This window comes from Noviherbaspirillum autotrophicum, from assembly GCF_000818395.1.
In the GTDB taxonomy this organism is placed as follows: domain Bacteria; phylum Pseudomonadota; class Gammaproteobacteria; order Burkholderiales; family Burkholderiaceae_D; genus Noviherbaspirillum; species Noviherbaspirillum autotrophicum.
Genome location: NZ_JWJG01000028.1, coordinates 390859 through 406808, shown reverse-complemented (window position 1 = coordinate 406808; position 15950 = coordinate 390859). Strand labels below are relative to the sequence as shown.

General features: G+C 59.6%; 21 protein-coding genes. 15 read left to right on the top strand and 6 right to left on the bottom strand.

Annotated features, from left to right (window positions below; genetic code table 11):
* On the bottom strand, positions 1-337 hold a 337-nt coding region (locus TSA66_RS27280; protein ID WP_198358698.1), incomplete at its 3' end, for an acyl-CoA dehydrogenase N-terminal domain-containing protein.
* A gap of 31 nt (positions 338-368) precedes the next feature.
* Between TSA66_RS27280 and TSA66_RS03160 the strand changes: the two genes are divergently transcribed.
* Entirely contained in the window at positions 369-1409 is a 1041-nt protein-coding gene (locus TSA66_RS03160) for an AraC family transcriptional regulator (protein WP_040038955.1), read from the top strand.
* A gap of 4 nt (positions 1410-1413) precedes the next feature.
* On the opposite strand, the gene TSA66_RS03155 is transcribed toward TSA66_RS03160, so the two are convergent.
* Positions 1414-2619, bottom strand: a complete 1206-nt coding sequence (locus tag TSA66_RS03155; protein ID WP_040038954.1) for an MFS transporter — start codon at positions 2617-2619, stop codon at positions 1414-1416.
* A gap of 132 nt (positions 2620-2751) precedes the next feature.
* On the opposite strand from TSA66_RS03155, the gene TSA66_RS03150 reads away from it, so the two are divergent.
* The 3 genes from TSA66_RS03150 (at position 2752) to TSA66_RS03140 (ending at position 5225) form a co-directional block, all read left to right on the top strand.
* On the top strand, positions 2752-3606 hold the full coding sequence (locus TSA66_RS03150) for a ferritin family protein (RefSeq protein WP_040038953.1): 855 nt from the start codon (positions 2752-2754) through the stop codon (positions 3604-3606).
* Positions 3607-3732: 126 nt separating this feature from the next.
* Positions 3733-4209: a D-glycero-beta-D-manno-heptose 1-phosphate adenylyltransferase gene (gene rfaE2, locus TSA66_RS03145; RefSeq protein ID WP_040038952.1), complete on the top strand. Its 477-nt coding sequence runs from the start codon at positions 3733-3735 to the stop codon at positions 4207-4209.
* Between the two features lie 8 nt (positions 4210-4217).
* Complete coding sequence (locus TSA66_RS03140; RefSeq protein WP_040038951.1) at positions 4218-5225, top strand: asparaginase; 1008 nt, start codon at positions 4218-4220, stop codon at positions 5223-5225.
* A 16-nt stretch (positions 5226-5241) separates the two neighbouring features.
* Here TSA66_RS03140 and TSA66_RS03135 read toward each other — a convergent pair whose 3' ends face one another.
* Genes TSA66_RS03135 through TSA66_RS03125 form a run of 3 tightly spaced genes read right to left on the bottom strand, consistent with a single transcriptional unit; the run spans position 5242 to position 6984 of the window.
* Positions 5242-5718: a copper chaperone PCu(A)C gene (locus TSA66_RS03135; protein WP_040038950.1), complete on the bottom strand. Its 477-nt coding sequence runs from the start codon at positions 5716-5718 to the stop codon at positions 5242-5244.
* 42 nt (positions 5719-5760) lie between these two features.
* Positions 5761-6231, bottom strand: coding sequence for a tRNA (uridine(34)/cytosine(34)/5-carboxymethylaminomethyluridine(34)-2'-O)-methyltransferase TrmL (gene trmL / locus TSA66_RS03130; RefSeq protein ID WP_040038949.1), 471 nt, complete (start codon positions 6229-6231; stop codon positions 5761-5763).
* Between the two features lie 15 nt (positions 6232-6246).
* The gene (locus TSA66_RS03125) at positions 6247-6984 is read right to left on the bottom strand and encodes a ComF family protein (RefSeq protein ID WP_040038948.1); all 738 of its coding nucleotides are present in this window, start codon (positions 6982-6984) and stop codon (positions 6247-6249) included.
* A 61-nt stretch (positions 6985-7045) separates the two neighbouring features.
* Between TSA66_RS03125 and TSA66_RS03120 the strand changes: the two genes are divergently transcribed.
* From TSA66_RS03120 to TSA66_RS03095, 8 genes are all read left to right on the top strand, one after another.
* The gene (locus tag TSA66_RS03120) at positions 7046-7987 is read left to right on the top strand and encodes a methyltransferase domain-containing protein (RefSeq protein ID WP_408639499.1); all 942 of its coding nucleotides are present in this window, start codon (positions 7046-7048) and stop codon (positions 7985-7987) included.
* 118 nt (positions 7988-8105) lie between these two features.
* Entirely contained in the window at positions 8106-8465 is a 360-nt protein-coding gene (locus TSA66_RS25980; protein ID WP_084199234.1) for a DUF2244 domain-containing protein, read from the top strand.
* A gap of 115 nt (positions 8466-8580) precedes the next feature.
* Positions 8581-9759, top strand: a complete 1179-nt coding sequence (gene coxB, locus TSA66_RS03115; RefSeq protein ID WP_040038947.1) for a cytochrome c oxidase subunit II — start codon at positions 8581-8583, stop codon at positions 9757-9759.
* A 19-nt stretch (positions 9760-9778) separates the two neighbouring features.
* A complete protein-coding gene (gene ctaD / locus TSA66_RS03110; protein ID WP_040038946.1) occupies positions 9779-11374 on the top strand; it encodes a cytochrome c oxidase subunit I in 1596 nt (531 codons plus the stop codon).
* Between the two features lie 35 nt (positions 11375-11409).
* Positions 11410-11517, top strand: coding sequence for a cytochrome oxidase small assembly protein (locus TSA66_RS27545; RefSeq protein WP_232429391.1), 108 nt, complete (start codon positions 11410-11412; stop codon positions 11515-11517).
* 1 nt (position 11518) lies between these two features.
* Positions 11519-12088, top strand: coding sequence for a cytochrome c oxidase assembly protein (locus TSA66_RS03105; protein WP_040038945.1), 570 nt, complete (start codon positions 11519-11521; stop codon positions 12086-12088).
* 3 nt (positions 12089-12091) lie between these two features.
* Positions 12092-12307, top strand: coding sequence for a DUF2970 domain-containing protein (locus TSA66_RS03100; protein WP_040038944.1), 216 nt, complete (start codon positions 12092-12094; stop codon positions 12305-12307).
* Positions 12308-12338: 31 nt separating this feature from the next.
* Complete coding sequence (locus TSA66_RS03095; protein ID WP_040038943.1) at positions 12339-13196, top strand: cytochrome c oxidase subunit 3; 858 nt, start codon at positions 12339-12341, stop codon at positions 13194-13196.
* A 63-nt stretch (positions 13197-13259) separates the two neighbouring features.
* Here TSA66_RS03095 and TSA66_RS03090 read toward each other — a convergent pair whose 3' ends face one another.
* Positions 13260-13460: a twin transmembrane helix small protein gene (locus tag TSA66_RS03090; RefSeq protein WP_040042134.1), complete on the bottom strand. Its 201-nt coding sequence runs from the start codon at positions 13458-13460 to the stop codon at positions 13260-13262.
* 68 nt (positions 13461-13528) lie between these two features.
* Here TSA66_RS03090 and TSA66_RS03085 point away from each other — a divergent pair, with 68 nt between their 5' ends.
* The 3 genes from TSA66_RS03085 to TSA66_RS03075 are packed head-to-tail and all read left to right on the top strand — an operon-like array spanning position 13529 to position 15943.
* Complete coding sequence (locus TSA66_RS03085) at positions 13529-14242, top strand: SURF1 family protein (RefSeq protein WP_040038942.1); 714 nt, start codon at positions 13529-13531, stop codon at positions 14240-14242.
* On the top strand, positions 14229-14822 hold the full coding sequence (locus TSA66_RS03080) for an SCO family protein (protein ID WP_040038941.1): 594 nt from the start codon (positions 14229-14231) through the stop codon (positions 14820-14822). Before TSA66_RS03085 ends, TSA66_RS03080 begins: the two co-directional genes overlap by 14 nt.
* A gap of 8 nt (positions 14823-14830) precedes the next feature.
* Positions 14831-15943, top strand: coding sequence for a COX15/CtaA family protein (locus TSA66_RS03075; RefSeq protein WP_040038940.1), 1113 nt, complete (start codon positions 14831-14833; stop codon positions 15941-15943).
* Positions 15944-15950 lie beyond the last annotated feature (7 nt).

The window sequence follows — 15950 nt, the reverse complement described above, 5'->3', positions numbered from 1 at the left end:
CGCAGCCGGGCAATGCATTCACTTCAGACAGACCTGCAAGTTCGTTGATTACGAACAGCATGTCCTTCAACGGGGCGACATAGCTCATCAAATGCTCTCGAATGAATTGAACAGCGCGAAGCGAGCGCTTGCAAAAGCGATAACAGAGGCCGCACGCTGAATTGCGGTTGAACAAATTCCGGGTGCAGGGTATAACTTGGCTTGGGTAAAGCCAGGCACCGATTTTTATTTTTGATGAAAGATTGTGTGCTTTTCCTCCCCGGCTGTGAGTGGCCGGCACGGCCAAATCGCTGGCCCCATGAGACAAAAACGACAGAGACAAGGTGTTGCGGATCATCTGCCCGCAATGCAGCAAGGATGAATCAGGTATGACTGGAAGGACAATCTCCGCCGCTTGGGTCAAGGGCATCGTTGATTTGTTGCAAGGTGTAGACCTCGACCCACGCGCCTTATTCAAAGAAGCGGGGCTGGACATTGACGAGGTCAGCCAATCCGACGCGCGATTCGAACCCGAAAAAATCAGCGCCCTATGGGAGCTTGCAGCGCAGCGTTCCGGAAATCCGGACATCGGTCTGGCGATGCCGCGAGTGGCAAAGCCCGCGAGTTTCGACGCGGTGGCCTATGTAATGATGTCCTGCCCGAACCTACTGGCTGGCCTGGAGCGCCTGGTGCGCTATTTGCGCATCGTCAGCGACGCAGCCGATATTCGCATTCATGAGGAAGAGCAGGGCTACTGCATGACGGTGGAGTTGTACGGCGGCGAGCGACCGGTGCCGCAGCCACGCATCGATTTCGTGCTGCTGACCATCGTGAACTTCTGCCGCTGGCTGACTGGGCGCGACATGCATCCGCTGGCCGTCGATTTGCCGCGGCCCGAACCCGCCAATCTCCAGCCATATCACGCGGCCTTTCAATGCCCTTGCCATTTCAACGCGCCGACGAACCGACTGCATTTTTCATTCGCAGATCTGACCGCTCCCTTGCCGACCTCGAACCCGGTACTGGCGGAGCTGCATGACCGTTTCGCCGGCGAGCACCTGCATCGCTTGGAAAATTCGCGTACCAGCTACAAGGCGCGCGAACTGATCGTTCGACTGCTTCCCGATGGCGAGCCGCTGCGGGGCGATATTGCGAAAGCGCTGTGCATGAGCGAACGCACATTGCAGCGGCGCCTGCACGACGAGCAGACATCATTTCATCAGCTGGTCGACGACACGCGCAGGGAACTGGCTCGCGACTATCTGGGACAAGCGAATCTCACGCTGGCGCAGATTGCCTACCTGCTTGGCTTTGCCGATCAGAGCAACTTTTTTAGGGCTTGCAAGCGCTGGTTCGATATGTCGCCGGGAGAATATCGCAGCCGTCCCAGCAAAAACGGGAAGGTGCTGGCAGCCGAGGTTGTGAGGTAAATAATCAATGTGCGGCTGTCTGATCCGCCGCGCCGCGAAACAGCAGTAACACCAGCGCAGCCGCTGCGAATGCGGCGCCGGCCTGAAAAGTCGTCGCCGCGCCGAACCGGTCCCACAGCAATCCGGCCACCACGCTGGCCACCAACATCGCCATGCCGCTGGCCAGATTGAACAAGCCGAAGGCGGTGCCGCGCAATTCGGCTGGCGCGGTGTCGGCCACCATCGCTGCCAGCAGGCCTTGGGTGGCCGCCATGTGCACGCCCCAGAAAATCACGCCCGCCGCGATCCACCCCAACGACCGGTCGTAGGCCAACAGCAGGTCGGCCACGATCAAGGGCGCGATGCCGAGCATGAGCAGGGTCTTGTGCCGTATCTTGTCGGCCAGGATGCCGAACGGGTAGGCGCCCAGCGCATACACGATATTCATCAGCACCATCACCAGCGGCACCAGCGCAATCGACAGGCCGCCCTGCTGCGCGCGCAGGACCAGGAAGGCTTCCGAAAAGCGCGCCAGCGTCAATAGCGCGCCCGCGCCGACCACCCACCAGTAAGTGCGCGGCAGCAACCCGAGCGCGCGGCGGGAGATCGGGAATGCCGGTTTTTCCAGAGAACGTTTTCGCTCGGGTTCGCGCACGCCGAGCGCCAGCAGCGCCACCGCCAGCAAGCCGGGAATCACGGCCACCCAGAACACCGCGCGAAAGTCGTCGGCCCACAACAGCATCAGCCCCACCGCCAGCAGCGGCCCGACGAAGGCGCCGACGGTATCGAGCGATTGCCGCAGTCCGAAGGCCGCGCCGCGCACCGCCGGGTCGGTGACGTCGGCAATCAGTGCGTCACGCGGCGCGCCACGCATGCCCTTGCCGATGCGGTCGATGAAGCGCGCAGACAGCACCCAGCCGGTGCCGCTTGCAAGTGCAAACAGCGGCTTGGACAGCGCGCCCATGCCGTAACCGATCAGGGTGAGCGATTTGCGCTTGCCGACATAGTCGCTCATGACGCCGGAAAATACCTTCACGATCAGCGCCGTTGCTTCGGCGATGCCTTCGATGATGCCGACCGTGGTGGCACTCGCGCCTAAAGCAACGGTCATAAATACTGGCAGCAGGCTATGGATTATTTCCGAAGAAACGTCCATCAGCATGCTGACGAAACCCAGTACCCACACGGTGCGTGGGATTCTGGCTGATTTGGCGTTGTTTATTTTCGGCATAATCCGTCCAAGTGTGTTTTGAGTTTCCTAATGCAAGTCAAGGACAAAATTGTCAGTTTGTGATTAATCAAAACCGGGTTTTGTGCTTTTCTTGGTAGAATCAAACACTTAACTCAACATTGAAGGTGCGAGATGCTGTACCCAGAACTATTCAAGTCGCTCGAACAAGTCCGCTGGAATATGGAAAAGGATATCCCATGGGACAAGTTCGATGCATCCAAATTGTCCGATGAGCAGGCGCAAACCATTAGGATGAATGCCATCACCGAATGGTCGGCGTTGCCCGCGACCGAGATGTTCTTACGCGACAATCGCGGCGACAGCGATTTTTCTGCGTTCATGTCGGTCTGGTTTTTCGAAGAGCAAAAGCATTCGCTGGTATTGATGGAGTACTTGCGCCGCTTCCGTCCGGACCTGGTGCCGACCGAAGAGGAGCTGCACAACGTGCGTTTCGAGTTCGACCCGGCGCCGCCGCTGGAAACGCTGATGCTGCATTTCTGCGGCGAGATCCGCCTGAACCACTGGTATCGCTGCGCATCCGAATGGCATACCGAGCCGGTCATCAAGCAGATCTACAAGATCATCAGCCAGGACGAAGCACGCCATGGCGGCGCCTACCTGCGCTACATGAAGAAAGCGTTGGGCGAGGCGGGTGACGCCGCGCGCGCTGCCTTCGCCAAGATCGGCGTGCTGATGGCGTCGGCGCGCCGCACCGAGAAGCCCTTGCACCCGACCAACCTGCACGTGAATCAGGCCCTGTTCCCGAACGATACGGTGCAAAGCCGCCTGCCGGACCCGAACTGGCTCGAGCGCTGGCTCGATGGCCAGATCAAGTTCGACGGCGAATGGGAAAAGAAGGTGGTCGACCGCATCCTGCACAATATGTCGCTGCTGTTCGAGCGCACCTTTGAATCGGTGCAGGATCTGAACCGCTATCGCAAGGAAATCACTGGACGTCTGGCGCAGAGCGGTCCCGCCGCCGCCTGATCCCGGCGCAATGTTAAGCTAACGGCCGCAAGCACATCCGCTTGCGGCTTTTTTTTAGCTTCGGCCGCAGCGCAAGCTGCTTAACTTGCGTCTCAAGCCGGCCTCTACTGAAACTTTGTTTTATTCATGCCAGATTTCGAAACCAAGCTGTGTTCCCGCGCCGACCTTAAAGAGCGCGTTGCCCGATTGCCCCAGCCGGTGGTGTTGACCAACGGCGTGTTCGACATCCTTCATCGCGGCCATGTCACGTATCTGGCGCAGGCGCGTGAACAAGGCGCGTCGCTTGTTGTCGCAGTCAATACCGATGCCTCGGTCAAGCGGCTCGGCAAGGGTGACGACCGCCCCATCAACACGTGCCAGGACCGCATGGCGATCCTGGCTGCGCTGGAGTCGGTCAGCCTGGTCGTGCCATTCGACGAAGACACCGCGCTGGAAGTGGTGCGGGAGGCGCGGCCCGATGTCTACGTCAAGGGCGGCGATTACGATATGGCTGCCATACCCGAAGGCAAGGCGGTGATCGGCTATGGCGGCCGCGCGATCGCGATCGACTTCGAACACGACCGCTCGACCACCAAGCTGTTGTCGAAAGTCAGAAACGCGTAGAGCCATTTATGAACCTTGCGCCATTGGCGGAAGTGACCCGCGGCGGGCGAGTCGAGTCGCTGCATGCAGGCGCCGTCGCGGTCGTCAATAGCCGCGGCGAGCTGCTGTACCACGCGGGCGATCCGGATTTTCCGACCTTCACCCGCTCGACACTCAAGCCGTTCCAGGCGCTGCCGTTCATGCGCGATGGCGGGGCAGCGCATTTCGGGTTTGGCAGCCGCGAGCTTGCGCTCATGTGCGCCAGCCACTCCGGGGAACCGATGCATGTCGATCTCGTGCAGGCGATGCTCGCCAAGGCAGGCTGCGACGAACATCATCTGCGTTGCGGCTGCCACGTACCGATCCATTATGCAACGGCGGACCAGCGTCCTGCGGCCGAGGAGTGCTTCAGTCAGCTGCACAACAATTGCAGTGGCAAACACGCCGGCTTTCTTGCCTATTGCGTACAGCACGGATTGCCGCTCGATACTTACATCGACGCCCAGCATCCTTTGCAGCAGGCGATCAGGCAAGACGTGGCACGGATCGTGGCCTTGCCCGAGTCCGACCTGATGCCAGGCATCGACGGCTGTTCCGCACCGAATTACGCGATGCCGTTGTCGCGCCTGGCGCTCGGCTATGCGCGCCTGGCGCAGGGCGGCAGCGCGCCGGAATACGGCAACGAGCTCGGACAACTGTTCGATGCGATGACCAGTCATCCGGAGTTGGTGTCGGGTAGCGGCCGTGCCGATCTTGCCTTCATGCAGGCGGCGCCGGGGGACTGGGTGGCGAAAGGCGGCGCCGAAGGCGTGCAAGCTATCGGCATCCGCTCGGCGGGATTGGGGATTGCGATAAAAGTGGCAGACGGCAATGCGCGCGCGCTTTATCCCGCTGCCATTGCGATATTGCAGCAACTGGGCTTGATGGATGCGGGCGCATCCGCACCGCTGGCGCCCTGGATGCAGCCGCTGCTGCGTAACCTGCGCGGGCTGGCAACGGGCGACATTCGCGCAACGGTCAGGCTCGTCCAAGCCTGAGCCGTTGCGATGCGGCTTAGCGCATGTGCGGCATGCCGCCTTCTTTCGCCATTCCCATGTTCCCGACCGTGACCGTCACGTCGGTTTTTCCCGCTTTCTCGAAGGTCAGTGTCATTGGAAAGGTCTCGCCCGCCTTGAGCGGCTGGCGCAGGCCGAACAGCATCAGGTGGTAGCCGTTCCCCGGCTGCATCGTGATCTTGGCTGCCGGCGGGAGTGCAATGTTCGGCACTTCGCGCATCTTCATGACGTTGCCCTCCATGGACATGGTATGAATCTCGACCGACTTCGCGACGGGGGAGCTGGCTGCGATCAGCTTGTCTGCGCCGGCTCCACGGTTTTCGATGGTCAGGTAGGCTGCACTCGTCGGCTGGTTGGCAACGGTCGGGCGCGCATACGGAGAGGCAATATGCAAATCTTCCACGTGGTAATCGGCCGCAAGAGCCGAGCAGGCGGTCAATGCGAGTACAAGTGCGAAGGCGGATCGTAGATGCATGATGAGTTCTCGGTGGTGAGGGAAAAGTAGATTCGTCTTTGTTCAAGCGCCGCCGTCAAAACCGTTCTGCCGCCATGCTTCATAGACGACAACAGCGACCGTGTTCGACAAGTTCAGGCTGCGGTTGTCCGGCCGCATCGGCAGCCGGATGCGCTGCGATTCGGGAAACGATTCGCGCAGCGCCGGGTCGAGGCCTTTGGTCTCCGAGCCGAACACAAACACGTCGCCCGGCCGGAAAGCGGCCGAGGCAAACGGCGCCGAGCCGCGCGTCGTCAAGGCAAACATGCGCGCCGGATCGGGCGCTTCGCTCGCCATGAACGCCGCCCAGTTGCGATGCACTTTCATGGTTGCGTACTCGTGATAATCGAGCCCGGCACGCCGCATCTTGGCGTCGTCCAGGGGAAAGCCGAGCGGTTCGACCAAATGCAAATGCGCGCCGGTATTCGCGCACAGGCGGATCACATTGCCGGTGTTGGGTGGAATTTCCGGTGCTACCAGTACGACATGAAACAAGATGCGCTCCTCAATTCAATTCGGTAATGTGCGGGCAAACACGAAATTGGTTACACGCGCCGCGCCAAAGCGCTTGAGTGTTGCCGCCAGTTCGTTCAGTGTCGATCCGGTCGTCATCACATCGTCCACGACCCCGACATGCGCGCCGCGCACCCGGTCGATTGCAGCAGGCGGCACGATAAAGGCGTGGCGCATGTTTTTGTGGCGCGCGTCGGGATGCAGCAACGCCTGGGCGCCGGTTTCGCGCTGGCGCACCGCAAGCCGCGCATCAAGCCGGATGTCGAGCAGGCGCGACAGCGGATGGGCGATCTCCAGCGCCTGATTGAAGCCGCGCTCGACCAGTCGCCCCGAGCCCAGCGGCACCGCCGTCAACAGGGTCGGCAGCGGGCGCTCCTGTACCTGCAGGACCGCGTCGCGCAGCAGGCGGGCCATGACCGGCGCAAGTTCAAGCCTGCTCCCGAATTTCAATGCCAGCGCGAGCTGATCGGCCGGCGGCGCGTAGTCGGTGGCGGCAATCGTCGCGTCGAAGGCCGGCGCCTGCCGAATACAGTCGCCGCATGCCTGGGCAGTCACATCGGAAAGCGCATGCGCGCACCGGATGCAACGGTGCCTGCGCCGGCCGAAATATTGTGCCGCGCAGCCGCAGCACACCGTGTCGGTGGCGACGGCGCCGCACAGCGCGCAGCATGACGGCAGCGCCGATGGCAGGCGCGCCAGTACTTCTTGCGACCAATGACACAGGCGGGAAAGCATGGGGCAAGTCTATCTTCATGCGTGTAAACTGCCCTCATTATCGCATTCCCCACATGAGATCATCGTGTCCGACTCTTCATCATCCCGCCCCAGCCTGAGCGCACCCATCGATAGCCGCCGCGTGCGCACCCTGTTTTCCGATCCCAGCCGGATTGCCGACTCGGATTTTCTGCGGCGCGAGATCGCCAGGCGCATGCACGAGCGGCTGGCGCTGGTCAAAATCCAGCCGCGCCGGATACTCGATGCCGGCTGCGGCGAGGGCGCGGATCTGTTGGCCCTGCAACAGCAGTATCCCGATGCGCAAGTGCTCGGGGTGGATGCTTCAGTGTCGATGCTGCAGCAGGTGCGCACCCGGCAGGCTGCCGCACAGTCTTCGATGAATCGACTGCTGTCGCGCTTCCTGCCCGGCCGCGCGGGCGTTCCCGCTGGCGGCAACGCCTTGCTATGCGCCGATTTTTCCCATCTGCCGGTCAAGCCGAATTCCATTGACATGCTTTGGTCCAATCTCGCGTTGCACTGGCATCCCCAGCCCGACAGGGTGTTCGCCGAATGGCGGCGTGTGCTCACCATCGACGGGTTGTTGATGTTTTCTTGTTTCGGCCCAGATACGTTCAAGGAGGTTCGCAGCGCATTTGCTGCGATTGATCAAATGCCGCACGTCCTGCCATTCGTCGATATGCACGACTTTGGGGATATGCTAATTGACACCGGCTTTTCGACGCCTGTCATGGATATGGAGACTGTTACCGTCACGTATGCATCCGCTGACAAGCTGATTGCCGATGTCCGGGCGTGGGGCGGCAATCCGCTGGGAAACCGGTGCCGCGGTCTGCTTGGTCGTCGCGCCAGGGAGTCCGTGTTCGAGGCCCTGGCGCAAAACCGTGATGCAGATGGAAAGATTCCATTGACCTTCGAAATCATTTACGGCCATGCATTCCGGCCTACACCAACCAAAACTTCTAGCGGCGAGGCAATAATTCGCTTCAATCCTCAAAAAAGATGATCTGGATCATTTTTTTTAAGAAATATTTGTGCTTGAAAACTAGCGCGATTCGGACTTATACTTCCTCAGCTTATTACCGTTCTTGCATTCGTTGGTTTCCACGCTCAGGCGGTTTCTCATGGCCAAGCGGGAATGGGGCATAAGGCGCAGCTGTTTAATGCCGCCGCGCCAGCTGGTGCTGGCTTGTGCAGCGTTGCGCACTCTGTCCCTGGCGGTGGCTGTCTTTTTTACGTTGCACGGCGCTTGGTATGTGCTTGCGTTTTCGATTCTTGAGATTTCGGCAGTAGGGTGCGTATTGATTCATTTCGGCCGTCATGCGAATGGCCGCAAGCGCATCTTGCCAATGGATAACTACCTGCTGGTCGAGTTGGTGCAGGTAGAGAGTCGGGCAATAGGGCAATTCACATGCCACGCGCGTTGCATCGCTCGACCGGTCCGCCAATCCAGCGGGGCTGGAAGCAAACGGCATCGAGGTTGAAGTCGGACGGTTTTTGAAGGAATGGAAACAGCGCGAGTTGGGGTGGGAGTCGAAAAGCGCGCTGGCGTCCTGAAGAAAATTACAGAAATTCCAATTTCAGGCATTTGAGGAAACTATGAAACTTGCGAAGCGCCTTCAATCGTTGCTGTTCGGTGCGGCGCTCCTGACGGCGGGTCTGCCGTCATGGGCGGTGGTTGATAGTCCGGGCGGGCCTGCCGTGCGCCAACTGAATTTCCAGCCGCCGGTCACGAGGATCGCCGAGGACGTCTACTCCCTGCACAACATGATGCTGGTCATCTGCCTGGTGATCTTCGTCGCAGTGTTCAGCGTGATGTTCTATTCGATCCTCAAGCACCGCAAGTCGGTCGGTCATCGTCCGGCAACCTTCCACGAAAGCACCGCTGTCGAAATCGCCTGGACGGTCGTGCCGTTCCTGATCGTAATCGGCATGGCGCTGCCGGCCACGAAGACCGTGGTAGCGATGAAAGATACCTCGAATGCCGACCTCACCATCAAGGTGACGGGCATGCAATGGAAGTGGGGCTATGATTACCTGAAAGGCGAAGGCGAGGGCATTTCCTTCCTGTCCGCGCTGGCGACGCCGCGCGAGCAGGTGGTCGATGCGACCAAGGTCAAGAACGACAACTATCTGCTCGAAGTCGATAATCCAGTTGTCGTGCCGGTGAACAAGAAGGTGCGGATCGTTACGACTGCCAATGACGTGATCCACTCCTGGACGATTCCGGCGTTTGCCGTCAAACAGGATGCGATCCCTGGCTTCGTGCGCGACACATGGTTCCGTGCCGAAAAAATCGGTACTTATCGCGGTCAGTGCGTCGAGCTATGCGGCAAGGAACATGCGTTCATGCCCATCGTGGTCAACGTCGTGAGCGAGGAAGATTACAAGAAGTGGGTTGACACCAAGAAGAAGGAGATGGCGGCCAAGGCCGACGATCCGAACAAGACATGGACGCTCGACGAGCTCAAGCAACGCGGCGAAAAAGTCTACGCAGCCAACTGCGTCGCCTGTCATCAGGCAAACGGCAAAGGCGCTCCGAATGCGTTCCCCGCGCTGGATGGCTCGCCAGTCGTCAACGGCCCCAAGGCCGAGCAGATCAACGTGGTTCTGAATGGCCGTCATTCCGGAAAATTCCCGTCTGCCATGCCGCCCTGGAAGGGAACCTTGTCCGATACCGAAATTGCTGCCGTAATTACCTACACTCGCAACAACTGGTCCAACAAGGCCCAGGAAAATATTGTTCAACCGGCCGAAGTGCTGGCTGCGCGTAAGTAATAGATTCTAGGAGATCGAGATGAGCACCACTGTAGTTGATCACGCCCACGATCACTCGCATGACCACGCGCACGACCATCCGCACGGCTGGCGACGCTGGCTGTTTGCCACCAACCACAAGGATATCGGCACCCTGTACCTGTGGTTCTCCTTCACCATGCTGCTGTCCGGCGGCGTGTTGGCGCTGATGATCCGTGCCGAGCTGTTCCAGCCCGGACTCCAGTTGTTCCGGCCGGAGTTCTTCAACCAGCTCACGACCATGCATGGCCTGATCATGGTGTTCGGCGCAATCATGCCGGCCTTCGTCGGCTTCGCCAACTGGATGATCCCGCTGCAGATCGGCGCCTCCGACATGGCGTTCGCCCGCATGAACAATTTCTCGTTCTGGCTGCTGCCGCCCGCCGCGATCCTGCTGGTCAGCTCCTTCTTGGTCCCGGGCGGCGCCACGGCTGCCGGCTGGACGCTGTACGCCCCATTGTCGACCCAGATGGGCATCGGCATGGACATGGCCATTTTCGCGGTGCACATCATGGGCGCCTCGTCGATCATGGGCGCCATCAACATCATCACCACCATCCTGAACATGCGCGCGCCCGGCATGACGCTGATGAAGATGCCGATGTTCTGCTGGACCTGGCTCATCACCGCCTATCTGCTGATCGCCGTGATGCCGGTGCTGGCGGGCGCCATCACGATGACGCTGACCGACCGCCACTTCGGCACCTCCTTCTTCAATGCGGCCGGCGGCGGCGACCCGGTGATGTACCAGCACATCTTCTGGTTCTTCGGCCACCCCGAGGTGTACATCATGATCCTGCCGGCATTCGGCATCATTTCGCAGATCATCCCGGCATTCGCGCGCAAGCAGCTGTTCGGCTATGCCTCGATGGTGTATGCGACGGCGTCGATCGCGATCCTGTCGTTCATCGTCTGGGCGCACCACATGTTTACCACCGGCATGCCAGTCACCGGCCAGCTGTTTTTCATGTACGCGACCATGCTGATCTCGGTGCCGACCGGCGTGAAAGTGTTCAACTGGGTGGCGACCATGTGGAAAGGCGCCATGACGTTCGAGACTCCGATGCTGTTTGCCGTCGGCTTCATCTTCGTGTTCACGATCGGCGGCTTCACCGGCCTGATCCTGGCGGTCACCCCAATCGACATCCAAATGCAGGACACCTATTACGTGGTGGCGCACTTCCACTACGTGCTGGTGGCGGGTTCCTTGTTCGCACTGTTTGCCGGCTTCTATTACTGGGGACCGAAGTGGACCGGCTTCATGTACAACGAAGCCCGCGGCAAGTTCCACTTCTGGGGCTCGATCATTACGTTCAACATCACCTTTTTCCCGATGCACTTCCTGGGACTGGCCGGCATGCCGCGTCGTTATGCCGATTACCCGGCGCAGTTCACTGATTTCAATGTGATTGTGTCGATCGGCGCACTCGGTTTCGGCCTGATGCAGGTCTATTTCTTGTTCGCGGTGCTGCTGCCGGCGATCAAGGGGGGGCAGAAGGCGCCGGCCAAGCCGTGGGATGGCGCGGAAGGACTGGAATGGACCGTGCCGAGCCCGGCGCCGTTCCACACCTTTGAAGTCCCGCCGACCGTCAAGTAACCTGAAAGGGCGGGTGCAAGCCCGCCCGAATGTATATGCCCGATCCGAAAAAGCCGAATAACGTCAGAACCGCATTGATTCTGGCGTCGATAGCGCTGATGTTTTTCATCGGCATTTTCATCAAGCGTTTGTGGCTGACGTGATATGAACAAGCAGGAGCAAGGCCAGACCGGCGAGACGCGTGCATTGAATGCGCACATGCTGGGCAAGCTAGTGGTAGTGGCCGTGCTGATGTTTGGATTTGGCTACGCTCTGGTCCCGGTCTACAAGAAAATTTGCGAAATTACCGGCGTAAACATTTTGACGCCGAAAGATGCCACGGTGCAGGACGTCGGCAATACACAGGTCGACAAGACCCGCACCGTCACCATTGAGTTCGATGCCAATGCGCAGGGGCCGTGGCGCTTCCGTCCAACGGTCGGCAGCATGCAGGTGCACCCCGGCGAAATGGCGCAGGTGGTCTATGAAGTGGTGAATACGCAGGCACGTAACGTCGATGCACAAGCGATTCCGAGCTACGCGCCGCAACAGGCCGCAGCGCACTTCAAGAAGATGGAATGTTTCTGCTTCAAGCAGCAGACGCTCGGCCCGAATGAAGCGAAGCAGATGGCGGTAGTGTTTTACATCGACCCGGCATTGCCGAAGGATGTAAAAACGATCACGCTGTCTTATACGTTTTTCGAAGTCGCCGGGACGGGCAAGAAGGCGGGCTGAAGAATGAATGATTTAAAGAAAGCTTCGCGGCGCAAGATGTCGTTCGGTGCAACGTTGAAAGCAGTGTTCTGGTCGTTCTTCGGCGTCAGAAAGAAAAGCGACTATGAAAAGGATGCGCAGCAACTCAACCCGGTGCACGTCATCATTGCCGGACTGCTCGGAGCCCTGGTGTTTATTTTGACGCTCATTGTGATCGTGAAAAGCGTTGTCGGAAAGTAAGTAACAATTTGATTGAATGGGGGAGATGGAGATGAGTTCTAAGCAAGGTAGCGCGCCTTACTACTTCGTGCCGGGCCCGTCCAAGTGGCCAGTGCTCGGCGGCGCATCGCTGCTGCTGACCATGATCGGCGCCGCTGCATGGGTCAACGGTGTCAGCTGGGGGCCGGTAGCCAATATCGTCGGCATTCTGGCAGTGATCGTGGTGCTGTTCAACTGGTTCGGCGATGCCGTGCGCGAATCGGAAGGCGGCCTGTACAGCAACCGGATCGATGTCTCGTATCGCTGGAGCATGGGCTGGTTCATTTTCTCCGAAGTGATGTTCTTTGCGAGCTTCTTCGGCGCTCTGTTCTATGCGCGGGCGATTACCTTGCCGGACCTGGGTAGCCTGGATTACAAGATCCTGTGGCCGGATTTCACCGCGCAGTGGGGTAATACGCCCGGCGGCACGATCGAGCCGTTCACCAAGATGGGGCCGTTCCCGATTCCCACCATCAACACGGCCTTGCTGCTGACATCCGGCGTCACGCTGACGATTGCGCACCATGCGCTGCGCGCGAACCAGCGTGGCAAGACAGCCTTCTGGCTTTTTGCCACCATCGTGCTGGGAGCCGTGTTTATGGGTTTCCAGGCGTATGAGTATGTTCACGCCTACCATGAACTTAACCTGAAGCTCAGTTCCGGCATCTATGGTTCCACCTTCTTCATGCTGACCGGCTTCCACGGCTTCCACGTGACGATGGGTGCCATCATGTTGACGGTCGTGCTGCTGCGATTGCTGAAGGGACATTTCACGCCTGATCATCACTTTGCGTTCGAGGGCGCCGCCTGGTACTGGCACTTCGTCGACGTGGTCTGGCTCGGTTTGTATGTGGTGGTGTATTGGCTGTAATGTGCTGACAATAAAAAGCCGCACTTCAGTGCGGCTTTTTTACTGGCGGGGAATGGTTTGGCTTTAGCGGATACCTGTCGGTTGAATCCACCCCAGGTGGTTTGCAATCAGAATCAGCAAGAACAGGGCAATCGAAAAGCCGACACGAAAGGCCAGGGCCTTCACGGTGCGATTACTCTTGCCTTTGTCTTTCATCAGGAAAAACAATGCGGACCCAAGGCTGGCAAGGATGAGGATAAAGGCAAGGGCAACCAGGATTTTCATGTTCGCCATGCGCCCACCGCGGCGCAGATTGTGTGCAGTAAGAGAGTATTGAATAAAGTGACATTGTAATGCGATTCACGTTCCGCTTTCGATGGCTTCCTTTTATTGCAGCGAGCATTGCGGCAGTCATCGGGATCTCGCTCGGCCAGTGGCAGGCGCGGCGAGCGGTGGAAAAGGAAATGATCGAGGCGCGCATGGCGGAACGTGCTGGAGCAGCACCGCTGTTGCTCAATGCAGGTATCCCCGGAATCGACGAGGCCGAATATCGTCGTGCAATCGTGCGGGGCGAGTTTGTGCGTGACTGGCCACTGTATCTCGACAATCGGCCCTACAAGGGCGAGGCAGGCTTTTATGTCCTGATGCCATTCCGGCTTGCCGGCTCGCAGCAGTACGTGCTGGTTGCGCGCGGCTGGATCAGGCGCGATGCCGCCGACCGCACCAGGCTTTCCGTTATGCCGCCTCCGGCCGGCTTGACGGAGGTGGTGGGCATGGTGCGTCATCATCCGGGCCATGTCCTGCAGCTCGGGCGCGACGAGCCCGTGCAGCGCGGGGCAATCGTGCAGAACGTGAGTGTGCGCGAAGTCGCGCAGGCCAGTAAACTGGACTTCGCGCCGTTCGTGCTCGAACAGTTGAACGATACGCATGACGGGCTGATACGCGACTGGCCGCGGCCCTCAAGCGGAGTGGAAAGGCATCGTGGCTACGCATTCCAGTGGTATGCGCTGGCGGCAACGGCATTGGTATTTTTTGTAGTGACAGGATTTCGGCGTGAAAGAAACTAAGCAGCGAACGAATGGAAAATGGAATCTCCTGGCCGTGATCGCGGTTTGCATCGCCCCGGTGGTTGCCTCCTATTTCACGTATTACGTCATCAAGCCGCAAAGCCGCACTAACTACGGCACGCTGCTCGAACCGAGCGCGTATCCGATCCCCGCCTCGCTCGGCACGGCAACGCTCGACGGGACGCCGGCGGTGTTGGATGCGTACAAGGGAAAGTGGGTCATGCTGTCGGTGGACAGCGCGGCCTGCGCTGACCTGTGCCGCAAGAAGCTCTATGAAATGCGCCAGTTGCGTCTGGCCCAGGGTAAGGACATGGACCGCATTGAACGCGTCTGGCTGGTCACGGACGCACAGCCGGTCGAAACGATGCTCATGCGCGAGTACGACGGAACGCACATGCTGCGCGTGAAACCGGATGCGCTTCGTGCCTGGCTTCCGGTTGACGGCAGCACGGCGCCAGCCGATCACCTGTACATGATCGACCCGCTGGGTAACCTGATGATGCGCTTTCCGAAGGATGCCGATCCGAACAAGATCAAGAAGGACATCGCGAAGCTGCTGAAGGCCTCGCGCATCGGATAGGAGACGGCATGCTGATTCAACTGGCGCTCACCGGTATCCTCGCAGCACTCGTGCCTCTGGCAGTGGTCTGGACTTCCAGCGACAGGAACAAGTACCGCAAGCTGATCTGGGTCACCTTGTTTCTGACGTTCGATCTGATCATGTTCGGCGCGTTCACGCGCCTGACCGACTCCGGCCTCGGCTGCCCCGACTGGCCGGGCTGCTATGGACATGCCGATCCGGTGCAGGCGCACGCGCATATCAGCGCGGCGGAAGCGGCCATGCCGAGCGGCCCGGTCACGGTAAAAAAGGCATGGATAGAAATGATTCACCGCTATCTCGCGATGGGTGTGGGCGTATTGATTGTGTCAATCGCGCTTGTCGCTTGGCGCAACTGGCTCAGGTCCGCCCGGGCCGATGGCAGATTTTCACCGCTGCTGCCGTCCCTGCTGCTGGCATTGGTCTGCCTGCAGGGGGCATTCGGCGCGTGGACCGTGACATTGAAATTGCAGCCCATCATCGTGACGACGCATTTGCTCCTCGGTCTGAGCCTGCTTGCGATGCTAGCCTGGCTCGCCGCGCGACAGAGCGAGCATGCGCCGGTCGCCGCCTACGCTCACGCATTGCGCGTTCCCGCTGGCGCCGCGCTGATGCTGCTCGGTGTGCAGATCGCGCTGGGCGGCTGGGTCAGCACCAATTATGCCGCGCTGGCTTGCCTAGATTTCCCGCTATGCCACGGCACGGCGATTCCCGAAATGGATTTTGCCAACGGTTTTTCGCTATGGCGCCATTTGGGACGGACCGCAAGCGGCGAGTTCCTGTCGTTCCCCGCGTTGACGGCGATTCATTGGACCCACCGCACGTTCGCCTTTGTCGTCGTGGCCCTTGTCGGCTGGCTGGCGCACAAGGCGATCAGGATGGCTGGCTTGCAAAATGCAGCGCGCTGGCTGCTGGCAGCAATCGTCATGCAGCTGGCAACAGGGCTGGCGACCATTTTCTTGAAATGGCCATTGGTGCTTGCAGTGGCGCATAACGGCGGTGCCGCGCTGCTTCTGCTGTTGCTCGTCATGTTAAATTACAAGGTCCGTATGCCGGCGCAAATGGCGTCAGACCGCTCTCCGATCCATCTGTCCGCCGCATGAGGTTCAA